Origin of the sequence: Mesorhizobium sp. LNHC221B00 (genome assembly GCF_000502935.1) — a bacterium.
GTDB lineage: Bacteria > Pseudomonadota > Alphaproteobacteria > Rhizobiales > Rhizobiaceae > Mesorhizobium > Mesorhizobium opportunistum.
In genome coordinates, this window is sequence record NZ_AYWR01000012.1 from 135,554 (window position 1) to 151,751 (window position 16,198).

Below are 16,198 nucleotides of genomic sequence, written 5' to 3' on the forward strand. Positions count from 1 at the left end.
TTGCATGGAGAGACAGATGCCCAGCAAGACCGAAAAACTCCTGTCCCTTCTGAACGGCCAGCCGGTCATTCCGGTGCTGAAGATCACCGATGTCGCCAGCGCGGTGCCGCTGGCCCGTGCACTGGCGCGCGGCGGCTTGCCGGCGATCGAGATCACGCTCAGAACCGCCGATGCGCTGGAAGCGATCCGGCGGGTCGCCGCCGAGGTCGAGGAAGCCATTGTCGGCGCCGGCACCATTCTGGACAGCAGGCAGTTCGACGAGGCAGCCAGCGCCGGTTCGCGCTTCATCGTCAGCCCCGGCATCACCCGCGAGCTGCTGGCGGCGGCCGCCGACAGCGAGGTTCCGCTGCTGCCCGGCGCCATCACGCCCGGCGAGATCATGGCCGCGCGCGAGGCCGGCCTGCGCTTCCTGAAGTTCTTCCCCGCCGAGCAGTCGGGCGGCATCGCCTCCTTGAAGGCCTTCGCCTCGCCGCTGGCCGACGTCAAATTCTGCCCGACCGGCGGCATCACCGGCAAGAACGCGGCCGACTACCTCAGCCTGCCGAACGTGATCTGCGTCGGCGGTTCCTGGGTCGCGCCCGACGACATGGTCAAGGCCGGCAAGTGGGACGAGATCGAAGCGCTGGCACGCGCCGCGAGCCAGCTTCGGAAATAGCCATCGCTCACCAGGGCAACGGACCATTCTCATCGAAATAGCCGCCAGTGGGGCTGCCGGCCTTCAGCGTCGCCAGCTGCACGATAATTCCGGCAGCCTGCTGCACCGTGCGGCCGCCCTTGTGCGCATTGAGGTCCGTTGCGGTGTAGCCGGGAGCGGCGGCGTTGACCATGATGCCGCGCGGCGAAAGCTCCCGGGCGAAGGCCACGGTGATGGCATTGAGCGCTGTTTTCGAGCTGCCATAGGCCATGACATTTGGCGACTGGCTGTTATCAGCGGCGCGCGCGATCGAGCCGAGATAGCTGCTGACCATGACGATGCGGGCGGCGGGCGATGCCAGGAGGAGCGGCAGGAATGCCTGGGTGACGCGAACCGGACCGAAGACGTTGACGTCATAGGTGGCCTTCATGTCGGCGACACTCTCGCGGCTCGGCGGCCGTTCGTAGCGGCCGTCCGGCCCCAGCGCGTCGACATAGCCGGGGGCAATGCCGGCATTGTTGACCAGCGCGTCAAGGCTGGATATCCGCGCCGTCAAGGTTTTGGCCGCAGCCGCTACGCTGTCGTCGCTGGCGACGTCGAGCTCGAGCCATTCGACGTCAAGCCCTTCGTTGCGCAACGTCTTTGCCGCGGCCTCGCCGCGCTCGGCATCGCGAGCGCCGAGCCAGACCTTGAACCCCATGGCCGCCAGCCGGCGAGCGGTTTCAAACCCGATGCCCTTGTTGGCGCCGGTGACCAGCGCATTCCCGTTCGTCATATCCGTGTCTCCTTCTCGGTGACCTAGAAATGACCTGCGTCAGCCGGTTTCTCGCGCCGGATACTCGCGTCTTCTTGCCTAATCCTCTCAACCGGTTGCGCAGGCCGCATGGATCGGCAATGCTGAAGCCATGGAAGAAGTCCTCCAGGAATTGATCGCGATCGCCGGCCGCCATGCGCATGGGCGGCGCACAAGGACAGCCATCCCGCGTGTTTCCATCGGCCGCAGCGAGATTGCGACCCCGCCGCTGCCCGAGCTTTGCCAACCAACGGCGCTGTTCGTGCTGCAGGGGACCAAAACGGTGCTGATCGGCGACCGCACGCTTCGCTATGGCGCCGGCAGCTATTTCGTCTATGCGGTGGAGACGCCCGCCACCAGTCAGCTCATCGAGGCGAGCAGCGCCCGTCCCTATGTGGCCGTCGCCTTCGCCCTCGACATCGAGTTGATCGCCACCTTGATCGTCGACCACAAGCCGGCGCTCGACGGCGACAGCTTCGTGACCGACCGGGCCGATGACGAACTGCTCGATGCATGGCGCCGCATGCTGCGGCTGCTCGACCGGCCAGTAGAGATTCCCGTGCTCGCGCCCATGCTCGAACGCGAGATCGCATTCCCGCCTGTTGCAGGGTCCGCAAGGCGCGAAGCTTCGCCATCTCGCGCGCGACGGCCGCTTGTCACAGATCCGCCGCGCCACCGCCTGGATACGATCGCACTACAACGAGCCTATCGACGTGACGGAATTGGCCGAACTCGCGCATATGAGCAACGCCTCGTTTCACCGCCACTTCAAGGCGGCAACCGCCATGAGCCCGATCCAGTATCAGAAGCAGGTCCGTCTGCTGGAGGCGCGTCATTTGCTGATCGCTGAATCGGGCAACGCCACGCGCGTCGCCTTTGCCGTCGGCTATGAAAGCGCATCCCAGTTCAGCCGGGAATATGCGCGCCATTTCGGACTGCCGCCGTCGCGTGACGCAGCGCGGCTTCTGGCCAAGGGTGAAGCTGCTACGCTGGAAATCGACTGATGCCAGCCGCCCGGAAGTGATCACGGGTTTGGGAGCGAGACTCGCGGTGACTTGCCGACAGGTCGGCTCCGACCAGTGTAAGAGCCGCGTCGGCCGGCATATGAACGCCCGGCCGACTCCCGCCGATCGGGCCAATTCACCGGATCTATCAATTCCGGATCAGTTGCAGACCCTGATCCTGTCGACCACCCTATGGTGGTGAACCCAATGCGTGACCACCTTGGTCCTGCAGTGATGCTTGCCGTTCTTGATGATCACGGTTTCGGCTTGCGAAGGAGCAATCGCAGCGGATGCTGCCGCCAGTGCCAGAACTGATGCCAGTAGAATCTTCTTGATGAATATCCCCAGGTTGGAACGCGCCGATAGTGACCTGGAAATGGGTCCATCGTTCCGATCTCACGAGAAGTTCCGTCTCGCGTGATCTGGCTCCCGACGGTGATGACCGGCGAGCCTTTCAAGCTTCGAATGGGTAATATTGAACAGCAAAAAGCCGCGCAGGCTGCCCGGCGCGGCTTTTGCGATTGGCTGGTCGGTTACTTCGTCTGGAAGCGGGCGACCGACATGAACTTGACGGCGTTGCCGGTGAAGCGATTGGGGTCGGCCGCCACGTCGCCCGACTGGAAGCCGGCCGTATAGACCTCGGTCGGCGGCGTATGCACGATATTGTAGGCGTAGCCCGGTGCCGTCGTTGCGCTCGAAACGGCGGCGACAGTCTCGCCACTGGTCAGCGCCCAGCGGGCGGCCTGAGGCGCGGCTGCGACCACCACGGCCCTGGGGCCGGGCTTCTGGTCGCGGGCGGTGGCCCTGGCTTCCTTGCGGGTCGTCTTCACGCCGGCGCCGATCGCGGCTGCCGGATCGGAACCGGCCGGACGGCCGGCAACAGCCTGGCGAGGCGATGCCGCATCGACGGCGGACGGATCGTTGAAGGCCGAGCGCGGTTCCTGGGACAGCGAGGCAAGCTGGTATTCGTCACCGCCGCCGACCTGTGCATTGGCAACCTGTGCATTGGCAACCTGGGCATTGGCGAGCTGGGCATTGGCTTCGTCGAGCACGGCCTTGACGGCATCCGGCTTGGCCGGTGCCGGACGCGCCGTCGGCAGCACCGAGAACGCATCCGTGGCGGACTTGTCCTGATCAACCGTCTCGGCCAGCGCCATCAAAACATCCTTGCTGGGCGGCGGTGCGAGGTCGGCCGGCAGCGAGTGTTCGGGACGCCAGGTCGGCAATGGGATGTTGTTGACGGCAACCTGCGCCGGATCGGCGGCGGCGACAGCCGCCATCGCCGCGGGGTCGGCCTTGCCGAAAGGCATGTTCGCCGGCGCCTGCGCGGTCGCCACGGCCTGTTCGGTGGTGGCCGTGGCATCCGCCGTGGCGAACGGAACATTCTCAGGCTGCTGCACGCCGACATCAGCCTTCGGCCGCGGCGCGAAGTCGGGCAGCGGGATCTCCTTGGCAGGCAGCGCCGCGATGATCGTCTCCGGCGTGTCCGTCTGCGGCTCCGGAGCCTGCTCGTCGGCGACCTGCGGAATTTCGGCGCGCTGCGCATTCTCGGGCGCGACGATGGCGATGCCCGGCAGGTTGCTGCTCTTGGCAGTGGCCAGCGGCTTCACGTTTCTCGGCTTGGGCGCGGGTGCGGCCGAAGCGGTTTCGACATCGGCGCTGTCGTCGGCTTCATCGTCGCCGCCGCCAAAGAATGCGGAGAGGAACCCGCCGGACTTCTTGCCGCTGCCGCCGGCGCTGGCCAGTTCGATGTTGGGTGTGCCGGAGCCGCTGCGCGCCTTGTAGGAGGCGAGCGCCTGCTCATAGCCCGGCAGCGGCCGGCCGTCGCTCGGCACATGCAGTGTCTTGCCATTGGGGAACAGGCTGACCAGTTCCTGGCGGCTGATGCCGGGCCAATGGCGTACATTGCCCACATCCATGTGGACGAACGGCGAACCGGAGGTAGGGTAATAGCCGACGCCACCGCCCTGCATCTTGAGGCCGATGTTGCGCAGCTTCTTCAGCGGCACGCCGGGAATGTAGAAGTCCATCGCTTTGCCAAGCATGTGCTGGCTCTTCTCGGCGACGCCCCGGCTGCGGCTGCGCAGCATCGAGTTGGTCGCCGGCGAGCGGTAGCCGCAGACGACCTGGATATAGTCGGTGGCGCCGCTTTCCCGATACGCCTCCCAGACCAGGTCCAGCAGGCGCGGATCCATCTTGGTCGGCTCGTTGCGCCGCCAGTCGCGCAGGATGATGTTGATCTTCCTCAGACCCTCGGGAATGTAGCGGCCATTGCGCTTGTAGACGATCTCGGCCTTCTCGTGGGTGTGGAGGTGATAGAGCTTCAGCGAACGAACTTCGGCCTGGGCGCCCGTGGCGGCCGCGGCAACAAAACCAAATGCGACAATCACCGCTGCCAGCCATCTCGGCCAGACGCGCAAATGATGATGCCGCCCGTTTGTGAGTCGTTCGATTCTGTTCAAATCAAAAGGCCTTGCAGGCTGCCGTTTGTCCCCGCCAAACGGATGTGTCGTTTTCACATCCGAATATCGATCCTAATGGTTAATCATCGCTTATTGAAGCCGAAATGCGGTAACACCATGGCGATATCCCGTCAAAAATTGTTCGCAGGGTTTCTTGGTAAACCGCTGGTTTAGATCACGTTTCCGCCCTTGGCCGAAACACGATCTGTTACCATTAGCCTTAATGCGTGATCGCCACCTGTCGGGCACCGCTCTCAGACCGCCATAATCCGGCCGGGACAGTGCAAGGACCGCACCATGACAGGGCAAGTTGGTCCCGGCCTTGCGCCGCTCAGGAGGCGAGGCGGTCGATACGCCCGGTTTCCGGGTCGATGCCGTATTCCTTGAGCTTGCGGTAAAGCGTCGAGCGGCCGATGCCGAGGCGGCGGGCGACTTCGCTCATCTGGCCGTTGTAGTGGTCGATGGCGAGCTTGATCATCTCGAGTTCGACATCGGCCAGTGCCCGCACATTGCCGCGTTCGTCGAGCGCCCTCAACGTGCCGAAGCGAGGCTGCGTCCTGACAGCCTGGTCGTGCACACTTGCCGCAACGGCATCGCCGGGCATCACATCCTCATCGCGCGGCTCCAGCGGTGGCGGCGCGAGACCGTCCGGCTCGTGATCGCCATCGGTTCCGAGGTTGACGGTGCCTTCCACCTGCGCCCGGATCTGCGGGAAATCATCGACCGTCAGCACGTCGCCTTCGCACAACACCGAGGCGCGGAAGACCGCGTTCTCCAATTGCCTGATGTTGCCTGGCCAATCGTAGGCCTGCAGCACGGCTAGCGCCGCCGCCGAAATGCCCGTGAGGCGATGGCGCGGGTCGGCGGGCGCCACCTTTTCCATGAAATGCGTGACCAGGTGTGGGATGTCGTCGCGGCGGTCGCGCAGCGGCGGCACGAAGATCGGATAGACGTTCAGCCGATAGAACAGATCCTCGCGGAACTTGCCGTCCTTGACCTGCTGCAGGAGGTTGCGGTGCGTGGCCGAGATCAGTCTGATGTCGACCCTGACGGTGGCGCGGCCGCCGACCGGATCGACCTCGCCGTCCTGCACGGCACGCAGCAGCTTGACCTGCACGTCGAGCGGCAGGTCGCCGATCTCGTCGAGGAACAGCGTACCCGAATGGGCTTCGACGAACTTGCCGGTGTGCTTGTCGGTGGCGCCGGTGAACGAGCCCTTCTCGTGGCCGAACAGGATCGATTCGACCAGATTGTCGGGAATGGCGCCGCAATTGACGGTGACGAAGGGTTTCGAACGGCGGTCGCCGCTGCCCTGGATGGCGCGTGCCACCAGTTCCTTGCCGACGCCGGATTCGCCTTCGATCAGGATCGGGATATTGGACGCCGCCGCTTTCTGGCCAAGGCGTATCACCCTGTCCATGGCTGGACTGTGCGTGATCATGTCCTTGAAGGTCAGCAGTCCGCCGCGCTTGCGCGACGTGCGCTTGACCTCGCCCTCGACTGCCTCGACCTTGAGCGCATTGGCAATCGCGGCCTGCAGCCTGTCGGGCGAAGCCGGCTTGACGACGAAATCGAACGCGCCATGGCGCATCGCCGAAACCACGGTTTCGATGCCGCCCTGGGCGGTCTGAACGATGACCGGCACGCTGATGTCACGCTCGCGCATCGCCTTCAGCACACCGATGCCGTCGAGGCCGGGCATGACCAGGTCGAGGATGACGACGGAGACGTCGCGGGCGCCGGGCCCGTCGAGCACTTCGAGACCCGCGGCACCGCCGTCGGTGACGATTGCGGTATGGCCGAACCGCGTCACCGCCGCCTCGAGCAGCCGGCGCTGCACGGGATCGTCATCGACTATGAGAATGGAACCTGTCATGACTGTCTTGAGTTGCCCGCGCCCGAAATCCCCATGGATCATCTTGGCACAGGGTTCTAAATAAGGTTTCAAAAAACCCGGTGAACGAATTCCTTAGGATTTGACCGGCTTGTCCATTCCCTTTGATTCTTACCCCAGATTCTGACCCGTTGATTCACAGAAGGTATTGTCGATGCGCATGATGTTTGGTCGGCGGCTTGCGGCGCCAGCGTCCGGTCAGGGCGCGGCCGGGCTTGGCGATCTGCCGGAATGGAACCTTGCCGACCTTTACACCGGCATGGAAGCGCCGGAGCTGAAGCGTGACATCGCCAGGGCCGCCGCCGATGCGATCGCCTTCGAGGCCCGCTGGAAGGGCACGCTCACCGCCGAAGCCGAGCGCGGCAGCGCCGGCCGGCTGGGTGAGGCGCTGGTGGCTTACGAGGCGCTGGAGGAACTGATCGGCCGCATCGTCTCCTATGCCGGCCTGGTCTATGCCGGCAACACGGCCGACCCGCAGCGCGCCAAGCTCTATGGCGACATCCAGGAGAAGATGACCGACGCCAGTGCGCATCTTCTATTCTTCGCGCTCGAATTGAACCTGATCGACGACGCGGCGATCGAACGCGCGCTGGCCGCCGACCCCGCTTTCGGCCACTACCGGCCCTGGGTGCTCGACCTCAGGATGGACAAGCCCTATCAGCTCGAGGACCGCGTCGAGCAGCTTTTCCATGAGAAGTCGATCACCGGGCGCGGCGCCTGGAACCGCTTGTTCGACGAAACGATGACCGACCTTCGCTTCGACGTCGAAGGCGAGGAACTGACGCTGGAGCCGGCGCTCAACCGCCTGCAGGATGCCGACGGTGAAGTCCGGCGTCGGGCTTCCGAGGCGCTGGCCGCGACTTTCCGCAAGAATTTGCGCACCTTCACGTTGATCACCAACACGCTGGCCAAGGACAAGGAAATCTCGGACCGCTGGCGCGGCTTCGAGGACATCGCCGATTCACGCCACCTCGCCAACCGGGTCGAGCGCAGCGTGGTCGACGCGCTCGCCACCGCCGTGCGCGAGGCCTATCCGCGCCTGTCGCACCGCTATTACCAGATGAAGGCGCGGTGGCTTGGCATGGAGGTGATGAACCACTGGGACCGCAACGCGCCGCTGCCGGAGACGCCGCAAGCGGTGATCGGCTGGGACGAGGCCAGGAACACCGTGCTGTCGGCCTATCAGCGCTTCTCGCCGCAGATGGCCGAGATCGCACGCACTTTCTTCGACCGCAACTGGATCGACGCCCCGGTGCGCCCGGGCAAGTCGCCCGGCGCCTTCGCCCACCCGACCGTGCCGTCGGCTCACCCCTATGTGCTGCTCAACTACATGGGCAAGCCGCGCGACGTGATGACGCTGGCGCATGAACTTGGTCACGGCGTGCACCAGGTGCTGGCCGCCGGCCAGGGCGCGCTGATGGCCTCGACACCGCTGACGCTGGCCGAGACGGCCTCCGTCTTCGGCGAGATGCTGACCTTCCGCTCGTTGCTCGAGCAGACCACCGACAGGCGCGAGCGCAAGGCCATGCTCGCCCAGAAGGTCGAGGACATGATCAACACGGTGGTGCGCCAGATCGCCTTCTACGAATTCGAGCGCAAGGTGCATGCCGAGCGCCGCAACGGCGAACTGACATCCGACAGGCTTGGCCAGTTCTGGCTCGAGGTGCAGGCGGAAAGCCTGGGACCCGCGATCAAATTGCGCGAGGGTTATGAAGTGTTCTGGACTTACATCCCGCACTTCATCCATTCGCCCTTCTATGTCTACGCCTATGCTTTCGGCGACTGCCTGGTGAATTCGCTCTATGCCGTCTACCAGAACGCAGAGCGCGGCTTCCAGGACAAGTATTTCGAGATGCTGCGCGCCGGCGGCACCAAGCATCACTCCGAGCTTCTTGCGCCGTTCGGTCTCGATGCCACCGATCCGGCCTTCTGGCAGATCGGGCTCGGCGTGATCGGCGGTCTCATCGACGAACTGGAAGCGCTCGACGGTTGAGCCGTCTCGCGCCCGCACGAAACAGTTTAGCCGAAGTGCATGTTGGGGCAGCACCATTCCTGCGCTAAATATTTGTTCTTCAACAACTCTCGGCGGCAAGTTTTCCGATAGCTTTCCGCAAGCCCTATGGTAGCCTTTGCTCCAAGCTCAGCCGGAGCGCACGCGGATCGGCGAGGAAAAATCTCGGCCGACCGTAGCGCTCCGGCGAACGCGACAACGGCCGTTGGCATGGCAGCAAGCCGATCGCCGACAGCTCGACCGAAGCCGGCTGTTCCGCGCCGCGGAATCACCATCAAGTAGTCCTTCGCCGAAGGTCATGAATCCATACCGCGGCAGACGGATCTGACTGGAGAGAGACAATGGGCACTTTTTTCTACATGCTCCTGGCGTTCCTTGTGGGTGTGTTGGTTGGCTGGTTCATCTGGGGACGTCTGCGTGGTGAGCTCGACAGCTTGCGCGGCGATCTCGACCGCACCCGCAGCGAGCGCGACAGGCTGCGTGCCGACAGCGACCGCCTGACGGGTGAATTGAATGCCTGCGGCAAGACCCGCTCGGATCTCGAGCGCCAGCTGCGTGACGCGCAGGCTTCCGCCGGAGCCGGCGCGGCAAAGGCCGCAAGTCAACCGTCGGCCGCCCTGATGTCGACGCCGGCCACGGCCAAATCAGCTCCGGCAGCGGCCAAGGCTGCAGCGGCCAAGGCCGCGCCAGCCAAACCGGCCGCGGCAAAGCCGGCGGCGGCCAAGGCACCAGCCAAACCCGCTGCGAGCAAATCCGCGGCCGCCGGCTCGGCAACCAAGAGCGCGGCCGCTCCCAAGGCCTCAGCAGCGAAGAAGGCCGCGCCGCCGGCGGCCAAGGCCGCCTCCGGCAAACCCGACAATCTGCGCCGGCTGATCGGTATCGGCCCGGTCAACGAGAAACTCCTCAAGGCGCAAGGCGTGACTTCCTTCGCCCAGATCGCCGCCTGGACCGTCGCCGACATCAAGCGTATCGAGGACGTGATGAACTTCGACGGCCGCATCGCGCGCGAACGCTGGATCGAGCAGGCCAAGCTGCTCGCCGCCGGCAACGAAAAGGAATTCGCCAAGCAGTTCCCGACAGCCGGAACCGCCAGCAACTCCTGACCGATAGACACAGCGATTAACCGGCGGCGCCAAGACGCCGCCGGTTTGTTTTGAGCGGACAAGGCCGGCAGAGGTCGGCCCAGCAGAGGTCGGCCCAACAGAGGTCGGCCCAACAGAGGTCGGCTTTCAGTGGCAGCGTGCCGTTCCCTCGATTGCGCGCGAACGGCCCCCCATATAGAGCGGTCAACGGCTTCATTGACCGCAGCACCTGAGTCCCATGTCCCTACCCGCCGCCATTTTCCGCAACGACGAAAGCGCGCGCCAGCTCGTTTTCGACCGGCCGGCCGATATCATCGTGGCGCATGCGGCAAAGGACTTCCGGCCGGCGCTGCAGGCCGCGCAGGCCGCGCACGATGCCGGTAAGTGGCTGGCCGGCTATTTCTCCTACGAGGCAGGCTACCTGCTCGAGCCGAAGCTGGTTCCCTTGCTGCCAAGCGGACGCCGCGCTCCGCTGGTCTGCCTCGGCGTTTTCGATGCCCCGGTCGAAGAAGCGGTGCCTCAGCGCGCCGCGCCGACCAACGGCCCGATCTTCGATGCAATGGCGGCATGGTCGTTCGAGGATTACGAGGAGCGCTTCGCACGGCTGCACCAGCACATCAGGCAAGGTGATTGCTACCAGGGCAATCTGACCTTTCCGGTGCGGGCGCAATGGTCGGGCGACCCGCTTGCCGCCTTCGATGCGCTGACCGAACGCCAACCGGTGAAGTATGGCGCGCTCGTCGCGCTCGGTGACCCCGTAGTGCTGTCGCGCTCGCCCGAACTGTTCTTCGAGATCGACGCCGGCGGTATGATCGAGACGCATCCGATGAAAGGCACCGCACCGCGCGGCGCGACCAAAGCCGAGGACGAACGGCAGAAAAACTTCCTGCGCAACGACGAGAAGAACCAAGCCGAGAACCGGATGATCGTCGACCTCCTGCGCAACGACATCTCGCTGATCAGCGAGGTCGGCACGCTGGACGTGCCGGCGCTCTTCCGCATCGAGAGCTATCCGACCGTTCACCAGATGGTGAGCGACGTCAGGGCGAAACTGCTGCCCGGGCTCTCGATCCGCGAGATCTTCGCGGCGCTGTTTCCCTGCGGGTCGATCACCGGCGCGCCGAAGATCCGCGCCATGGAAATCCTGCACGATCTGGAAAGCACGCCCCGCGACGTCTATTGCGGCGCCATCGGCTGGATCGCACCCGGCGGCACCATGCGCTTTTCGGTGGCGATCCGCACCATATCGCTCTTTTCCAGCGGCGAGGCCGTCTACAATGTCGGTGGCGGCATCGTCTTCGATTCGACGGCGCAAGAGGAGTATCAGGAGTGTCTGCTCAAGGCCCGCTTCGCGACGGGGACGCCACCGATTTCGAGCTGATCGAGACCATGCGGTGGCAGCCGGACAGCGGTTTCCTGCGCTTCGATCGCCACCTTGCGCGCCTCTATGGCTCGGCGGCGGAACTGAGCTTCAGCCATGATCCGGACAGAATCGGCGAGGCCCTGAGCAGCGCGGTCGGCGGCTCCCCCATCGCCATGCGCACCCGGCTCGCTCTGTCGCGCCGTGGCGAGGCGAGCGCCTCCGCGCAACCTTATCAACCGCTCGCCGCCGACAAGGTCTGGGTGCTGCGGTTGGCGCGGACAAAGCTCGATTCAGGCAATATGCTGCTGCGCCACAAGACCAGCCGGCGACAGCTCTACACGCATGCTCGCTCCGAATATCTCGTCACCCAGGCCGACGAAGTGCTCCTGGCCAATGAGCGTGGCGAAATCTGCGAAGGCACGATCACCAATGTCTTCGCCGATTTCGGTGACGGCGTGCTGGCAACGCCCCGACTCGACTGCGGCTTGCTGCCTGGCGTATTGCGCGCCGAGCTTCTGGACGAAGGCCGCGCCCGGGAAGCGATCTACAGCTTGGACGAGTTGAAATCCGCCAAGGCGTTGTTCGTCGGCAATTCGCTGCGCGGACTGATCCCGGCAAAATTGATCTGAACCATGACCTCCTTGCCCACCCATACGCCCTATGACGGCTCGTCGAAACTCTTCACCATCGGGCTGAAGCCGCTCGATCCGGCGGATTGGATCGAGGTCGACGGCCATCTTCTGCCCTACCTCGCCGAGAAGCGCCGGCTCTATGCCGAAATCCCGGAGCGGGTTTTCGTCGAGGAGGGCGGCACGCGGGACGCACAGCAGGAAGTGCTCGAATTGCTCGGCGCGCATCTGCCTGGGAGATTTCCGCGCACCCATCGCCGCACCGATATGGGCATCGAGGTGATGGACGCCGCGAACCACCCTGCCCTCCCTTCGGGTCTCGCCGACGCACCGCTGGTCGCGGCCTCGCTGCTGGTGCAGGAAGACCTGATCCTGATGCGCCGCGACGACAGCGGCTGGCGGCTCGCCGCGGGTTCGCTGTGCTTCCCCTCATCCTGGTCGCTCCAGGAGAAGTTCGGCAAGCCGCTGCAGCAGATTCACGCCCCGGTGCCGGGTTTTGGTCCCGGTACCCGGCCTGCCGAACTCATAAATCGCATGTTCGACGGTCTCCAGGGCCAGGCGGTCGAGCGTTACAACTGGTCGATCCAGTCGGGCGATGCGCTGTACCATCCGCTGTCCAATATCGAGCGCATGGACCGCGCCACAAACCGGCCGACACGCTTCCCCGACGGTGACGTCAAGGCGCACGCCTTCATCCGTGTCGAGCGGCAGACGCTGCGCAAGCTTCCCGCGTCGGGCGATATCCTGTTCACCATCCGCATCCATCTCGACCCGTTCGCCGTGCTGGCGCGGCATCCGAACCGGGCGACGCTGGCGCTGTCCTTCGCCGCCCAACTCGACGCGCTCGATCTCGACCAGCTCGACTACAAGGGCCTGACATCGGACCGCGACCGGCTGGTCGAACGACTGAAGACGATGGCCGGCTGAAGCCGCCTACAGGCTGCCCGCCACGAAATCAACGAATGTCCTTGCCCTGACGCTGGCCTTGCGTCCGGCCGGAAACAGCGCCCACAATTCAACAGGCGGCAGCACCCAGTCGACCAGGATCGGCCGCACCGCACCGCTGCGCAGTTCTGCGTCGAACATCCATTCGGAGCCGACCGTGAAGCCGATGCCGGCAAGTACTGCCTCACGTATCCCTTCGGCGGAAGTCACGCGCAGCCGCCCTTGGCCGGCAAGCGAAATCTCTTCGGCGCCTCGCCGGAACGCCCAGCGATTGGAAGTGCCTGCTCGGACGAAAAGGATCGCCTCGTGCCGCGACAGCTCATCCGGCGCGATGGGTTCGCCCTCGCGTGCTAGGTACGAGGGTGCTGCCACTACGAGACGACGACAGGTGGCGATCTTGCGCCCGATATGAGCAGGGGCGAAGCTTTCACCCAGACGCAGCATGACATCTACCCCTTCCTCGACGAGGTCGACGTTCCTGTCGTCCATCGCCACCTCGACGTCGAGCCTCGGATGAGCGTCCAGGAACGCTTTCAGCCTCGGCACGACATGCAGGCGGCCGAAGGTTACCGACGTACCGATGCGCAGCAACCCGGTAAGCGCCGCCGCAGTGCCACGGGCCGCGTTCTCTGCTTCGTCGGCCTCGTCGACCGCGCGCTTCGCGCCTTCATAGAAGCTTAGGCCCGCATCGGTCGGCGAGAGACCTCGGGTGGTGCGCGACAGCAGGCGAACGCCGAGCCGCTCCTCGAGCTGAGCGATGGCCTTCGAGACGGCTGGCTGCCCGACGCGCAAATGCCGCGCAGCCGCCGAGAACGAGCCGGTTTCGATGACCCTTATAAAGGTGTTCATCACCATGAGCCTGTCCATCTATTCCACCTTGGAATTAGTAATATGTTTTTGTTCACTCTACCTGACCCACTCAGGAATGGCCAATTGGGCGGTTGTCAAATCCATCCAGCCATTCGGAGAACCAAAATGGGCAAGCTCAACAACAAGGTCGCCATCGTCACCGGTGCCGCGCGAGGCATCGGTGCGGGCATCGCCAAACGACTGGCGGCGGAAGGCGCCGCCGTCATCGTCAACTACGCCTCCAGCCGTGAGGCTGCGGAACGCACGGTCAAGGAGATCGTCGCCGCCGGTGGCAAGGCTACTGCGGTCCGGGGCGACGTGGCCGATGCCGCCGAAGTGGAGAAGATGTTCGAGGCCGCCGAGATCGCATTTGGCAAGCCAAGCATTCTGATCAACAATGCCGCGACCGCCAGCTTCGGCACTTTCGAGGAAGCCAGTGAGGCGGATTATCGGCGGCTCTTCGACACCAACGTACTGGGCACGATCCTGACCACGAAGGCGGCCATGCGCCACTTCCCCGAGACCGGCGGCAGCATCGTCAACATCGGCACGATCTCGAGCTGGAACCCAGTGCCAAACACCAGCCTCTATTCCGCCAGCAAAGCGGCGATCGATACGCTGACGCTTAGCCTGTCGAGAGAACTCGGAGCCCGCAACATCCGTGTCAACATCGTGGCGCCCGGCTATACCCATACAGAAATGACCGAAGGCATGGTTGGCACCGATTTCGGCAATATGCTGATCGCTGGCGTCCCCCTTGGCCAGCGCTTCGGCAAGCCGGACGACATCGCCCCGACCGTGGCCTTCCTCGCCTCGGACGAGGCGGCGTGGCTGACCGGCGAACGCATCAACGCGTCCGGCGGCGCTCGCTGATACGACGCCGGCTCAACATCCGCCACCGGCAGGCCATGGCCTCCCGGTGGCATCGCCGAGCACCTCCACGGCGGCGCTCCCAAGCGTTTCGCCGCTTTTCCCTTTATTGTGACAATGATCTATGGTTTGTCGCGCCGCGGCCAAGCGGCTGTTCTGGAGTGTTTTTTGAGGAGTGCTCGATAAAATGGCGACTGAAAACTGGCCCGTTTACGGTGAGATCACCGGCCCTGTGGTGATGATCGGCTTTGGCTCGATCGGACGGGGAACGCTGCCGCTGATCGAGCGCCATTTCAAGTTCGACAAGTCGCGCATGACGGTCCTCGACCCGCGCGACACCGACCGCAAGCTGCTCGACGAGCGCGGCATCGCCTTCGTCCAGGAAGCGGTGACCGAGAAGAATTACAAGAAGCTCCTGACCCCGCTGCTGACCAATGGCGGCGGCCAGGGCTTTTGCGTCAACCTGTCGGTCGATACCGGCTCGGTCGACCTGATGCGGCTCTGCCGCAAGCTCGGCGTGCTCTACATCGACACTGTCGTCGAGCCCTGGCTCGGGTTCTATTTCGACGCCAAGGCCGACAATGCCAGCCGCACCAACTATGCGCTGCGCGAAGCCCTGATCAAGGAAAAGCACGACAAGCCCGGCGGCGCCACGGCGGTCTCCACCTGCGGTGCCAATCCCGGCATGGTCTCGTGGTTCGTCAAGCAGGCGCTGGTCAATCTCGCCACCGATCTTGGCCTGGAATTCTCGGAGCCCGCGCAGGAAGACCGCGAGGGCTGGGCCAAGCTGATGAAGAAGGCCGGCGTCAAGGGCATCCACATCGCCGAGCGCGACACGCAGCGCACCAAGAAGCCGAAGCCGATGGATGTGTTCTGGAACACCTGGTCGGTCGAGGGCTTCATCTCCGAAGGCTTGCAGCCGGCCGAACTTGGCTGGGGCACACACGAAAAATGGATGCCGAAGAACGGCAAGAAGCACAAGCATGGCTCCAAGGCCGCGATCTATCTGGAGCAGCCGGGCGCCAACACGCGCGTGCGCTCATGGTGCCCGACGCCGGGCGCCCAGTACGGCCTGCTGGTGACACACAACGAGGCGATCTCGATCGCCGATTTCTTCACCGTGCGTTCCAAGAAGGGCAAGGTCCAGTACCGCCCGACCTGCCACTATGCCTACCATCCCTGCAACGATGCGATGCTGTCGCTGGACGAGATGTTCGGCGCTGCCGGCAAGCCGCAGCCGGTGCACCACGTGCTCGACGAGAACGAACTGGTCGACGGCGTCGACGAGCTCGGCGTCCTGCTTTACGGTCATGACAAGAATGCCTACTGGTACGGCTCGCAGCTTTCGCTGGCCGAGGCGCGCAAGCTGGCGCCCTATCAGAACGCCACCGGCATGCAGGTCACCTCGGCGGTTCTCGCCGGCATGGTCTGGGCTCTCGAAAATCCGGACGCCGGCATCGTCGAGGCCGACGAAATGGACTACAGGCGCTGCCTCGACGTGCAGTCGCCCTATCTCGGGCCGGTCAAGGGTTACTACACCGACTGGACACCGCTCGACAGGCGCCCGGGCCTGTTCCCGGAGGATCTCGACCGCAGCGACCCGTGGCAATTCCGCAACATCCTCGTCCGATAGCATGCCCCATTACCTTGCAATCGCCCGGA

The 16,198-nt window shown here is 64.5% G+C and carries 12 protein-coding genes and 1 pseudogene; 9 read left to right on the plus strand and 4 right to left on the minus strand.

The genetic code is table 11. The annotated features are described in order from the left end of the window. Positions 1 to 16 precede the first annotated feature (16 nt). Positions 17 to 655, plus strand: a complete 639-nt coding sequence (locus X741_RS149965; protein WP_023778505.1) for a 2-dehydro-3-deoxy-phosphogluconate aldolase — start codon at positions 17 to 19, stop codon at positions 653 to 655. 7 nt (positions 656 to 662) lie between these two features. Here the strand turns inward: X741_RS149965 and X741_RS149960 are convergent, their stop codons facing one another. Next, on the minus strand, positions 663 to 1,409 hold the full coding sequence (locus tag X741_RS149960; protein WP_023778506.1) for an SDR family oxidoreductase: 747 nt from the start codon (positions 1,407 to 1,409) through the stop codon (positions 663 to 665). 130 nt (positions 1,410 to 1,539) lie between these two features. On the opposite strand from X741_RS149960, the pseudogene X741_RS01000000166850 reads away from it, so the two are divergent. Then, positions 1,540 to 2,431, plus strand: a pseudogene (locus X741_RS01000000166850) (AraC family transcriptional regulator). Positions 2,432 to 2,964: 533 nt separating this feature from the next. Here X741_RS01000000166850 and X741_RS149955 read toward each other — a convergent pair. Both X741_RS149955 and X741_RS149950 read right to left on the minus strand, forming a co-directional pair. Beyond that, entirely contained in the window at positions 2,965 to 4,821 is a 1,857-nt protein-coding gene (locus tag X741_RS149955) for a DUF882 domain-containing protein (protein ID WP_245272737.1), read from the minus strand. Between the two features lie 403 nt (positions 4,822 to 5,224). Then, positions 5,225 to 6,769, minus strand: coding sequence for a sigma-54 dependent transcriptional regulator (locus X741_RS149950; RefSeq protein WP_023778508.1), 1,545 nt, complete (start codon positions 6,767 to 6,769; stop codon positions 5,225 to 5,227). Positions 6,770 to 6,941: 172 nt separating this feature from the next. Here X741_RS149950 and X741_RS149945 point away from each other — a divergent pair, with 172 nt between their 5' ends. The 5 genes from X741_RS149945 (at position 6,942) to X741_RS149925 (ending at position 12,799) form a co-directional block, all read left to right on the plus strand. Next, positions 6,942 to 8,780, plus strand: a complete 1,839-nt coding sequence (locus X741_RS149945; RefSeq protein WP_023778509.1) for a M3 family oligoendopeptidase — start codon at positions 6,942 to 6,944, stop codon at positions 8,778 to 8,780. 359 nt (positions 8,781 to 9,139) lie between these two features. Continuing rightward, positions 9,140 to 9,901, plus strand: a complete 762-nt coding sequence (locus X741_RS149940) for an NADH dehydrogenase (RefSeq protein WP_023778510.1) — start codon at positions 9,140 to 9,142, stop codon at positions 9,899 to 9,901. A gap of 217 nt (positions 9,902 to 10,118) precedes the next feature. Beyond that, complete coding sequence (locus X741_RS149935) at positions 10,119 to 11,261, plus strand: aminodeoxychorismate synthase component I (protein WP_023778511.1); 1,143 nt, start codon at positions 10,119 to 10,121, stop codon at positions 11,259 to 11,261. Then, positions 11,210 to 11,872, plus strand: coding sequence for an aminotransferase class IV family protein (locus tag X741_RS149930; protein ID WP_031250186.1), 663 nt, complete (start codon positions 11,210 to 11,212; stop codon positions 11,870 to 11,872). Before X741_RS149935 ends, X741_RS149930 begins: the two co-directional genes overlap by 52 nt. Before the next feature lie 3 nt (positions 11,873 to 11,875). Further along, entirely contained in the window at positions 11,876 to 12,799 is a 924-nt protein-coding gene (locus X741_RS149925) for a DUF3445 domain-containing protein (protein ID WP_023778513.1), read from the plus strand. 6 nt (positions 12,800 to 12,805) lie between these two features. Here X741_RS149925 and X741_RS149920 read toward each other — a convergent pair whose 3' ends face one another. After that, positions 12,806 to 13,684, minus strand: a complete 879-nt coding sequence (locus tag X741_RS149920; protein WP_023778514.1) for a LysR family transcriptional regulator — start codon at positions 13,682 to 13,684, stop codon at positions 12,806 to 12,808. A 108-nt stretch (positions 13,685 to 13,792) separates the two neighbouring features. On the opposite strand from X741_RS149920, the gene X741_RS149915 reads away from it, so the two are divergent. After that, complete coding sequence (locus tag X741_RS149915; protein WP_013893144.1) at positions 13,793 to 14,539, plus strand: glucose 1-dehydrogenase; 747 nt, start codon at positions 13,793 to 13,795, stop codon at positions 14,537 to 14,539. 184 nt (positions 14,540 to 14,723) lie between these two features. Continuing rightward, entirely contained in the window at positions 14,724 to 16,169 is a 1,446-nt protein-coding gene (locus tag X741_RS149910) for a homospermidine synthase (RefSeq protein WP_013893143.1), read from the plus strand. Positions 16,170 to 16,198: the final 29 nt, after the last annotated feature.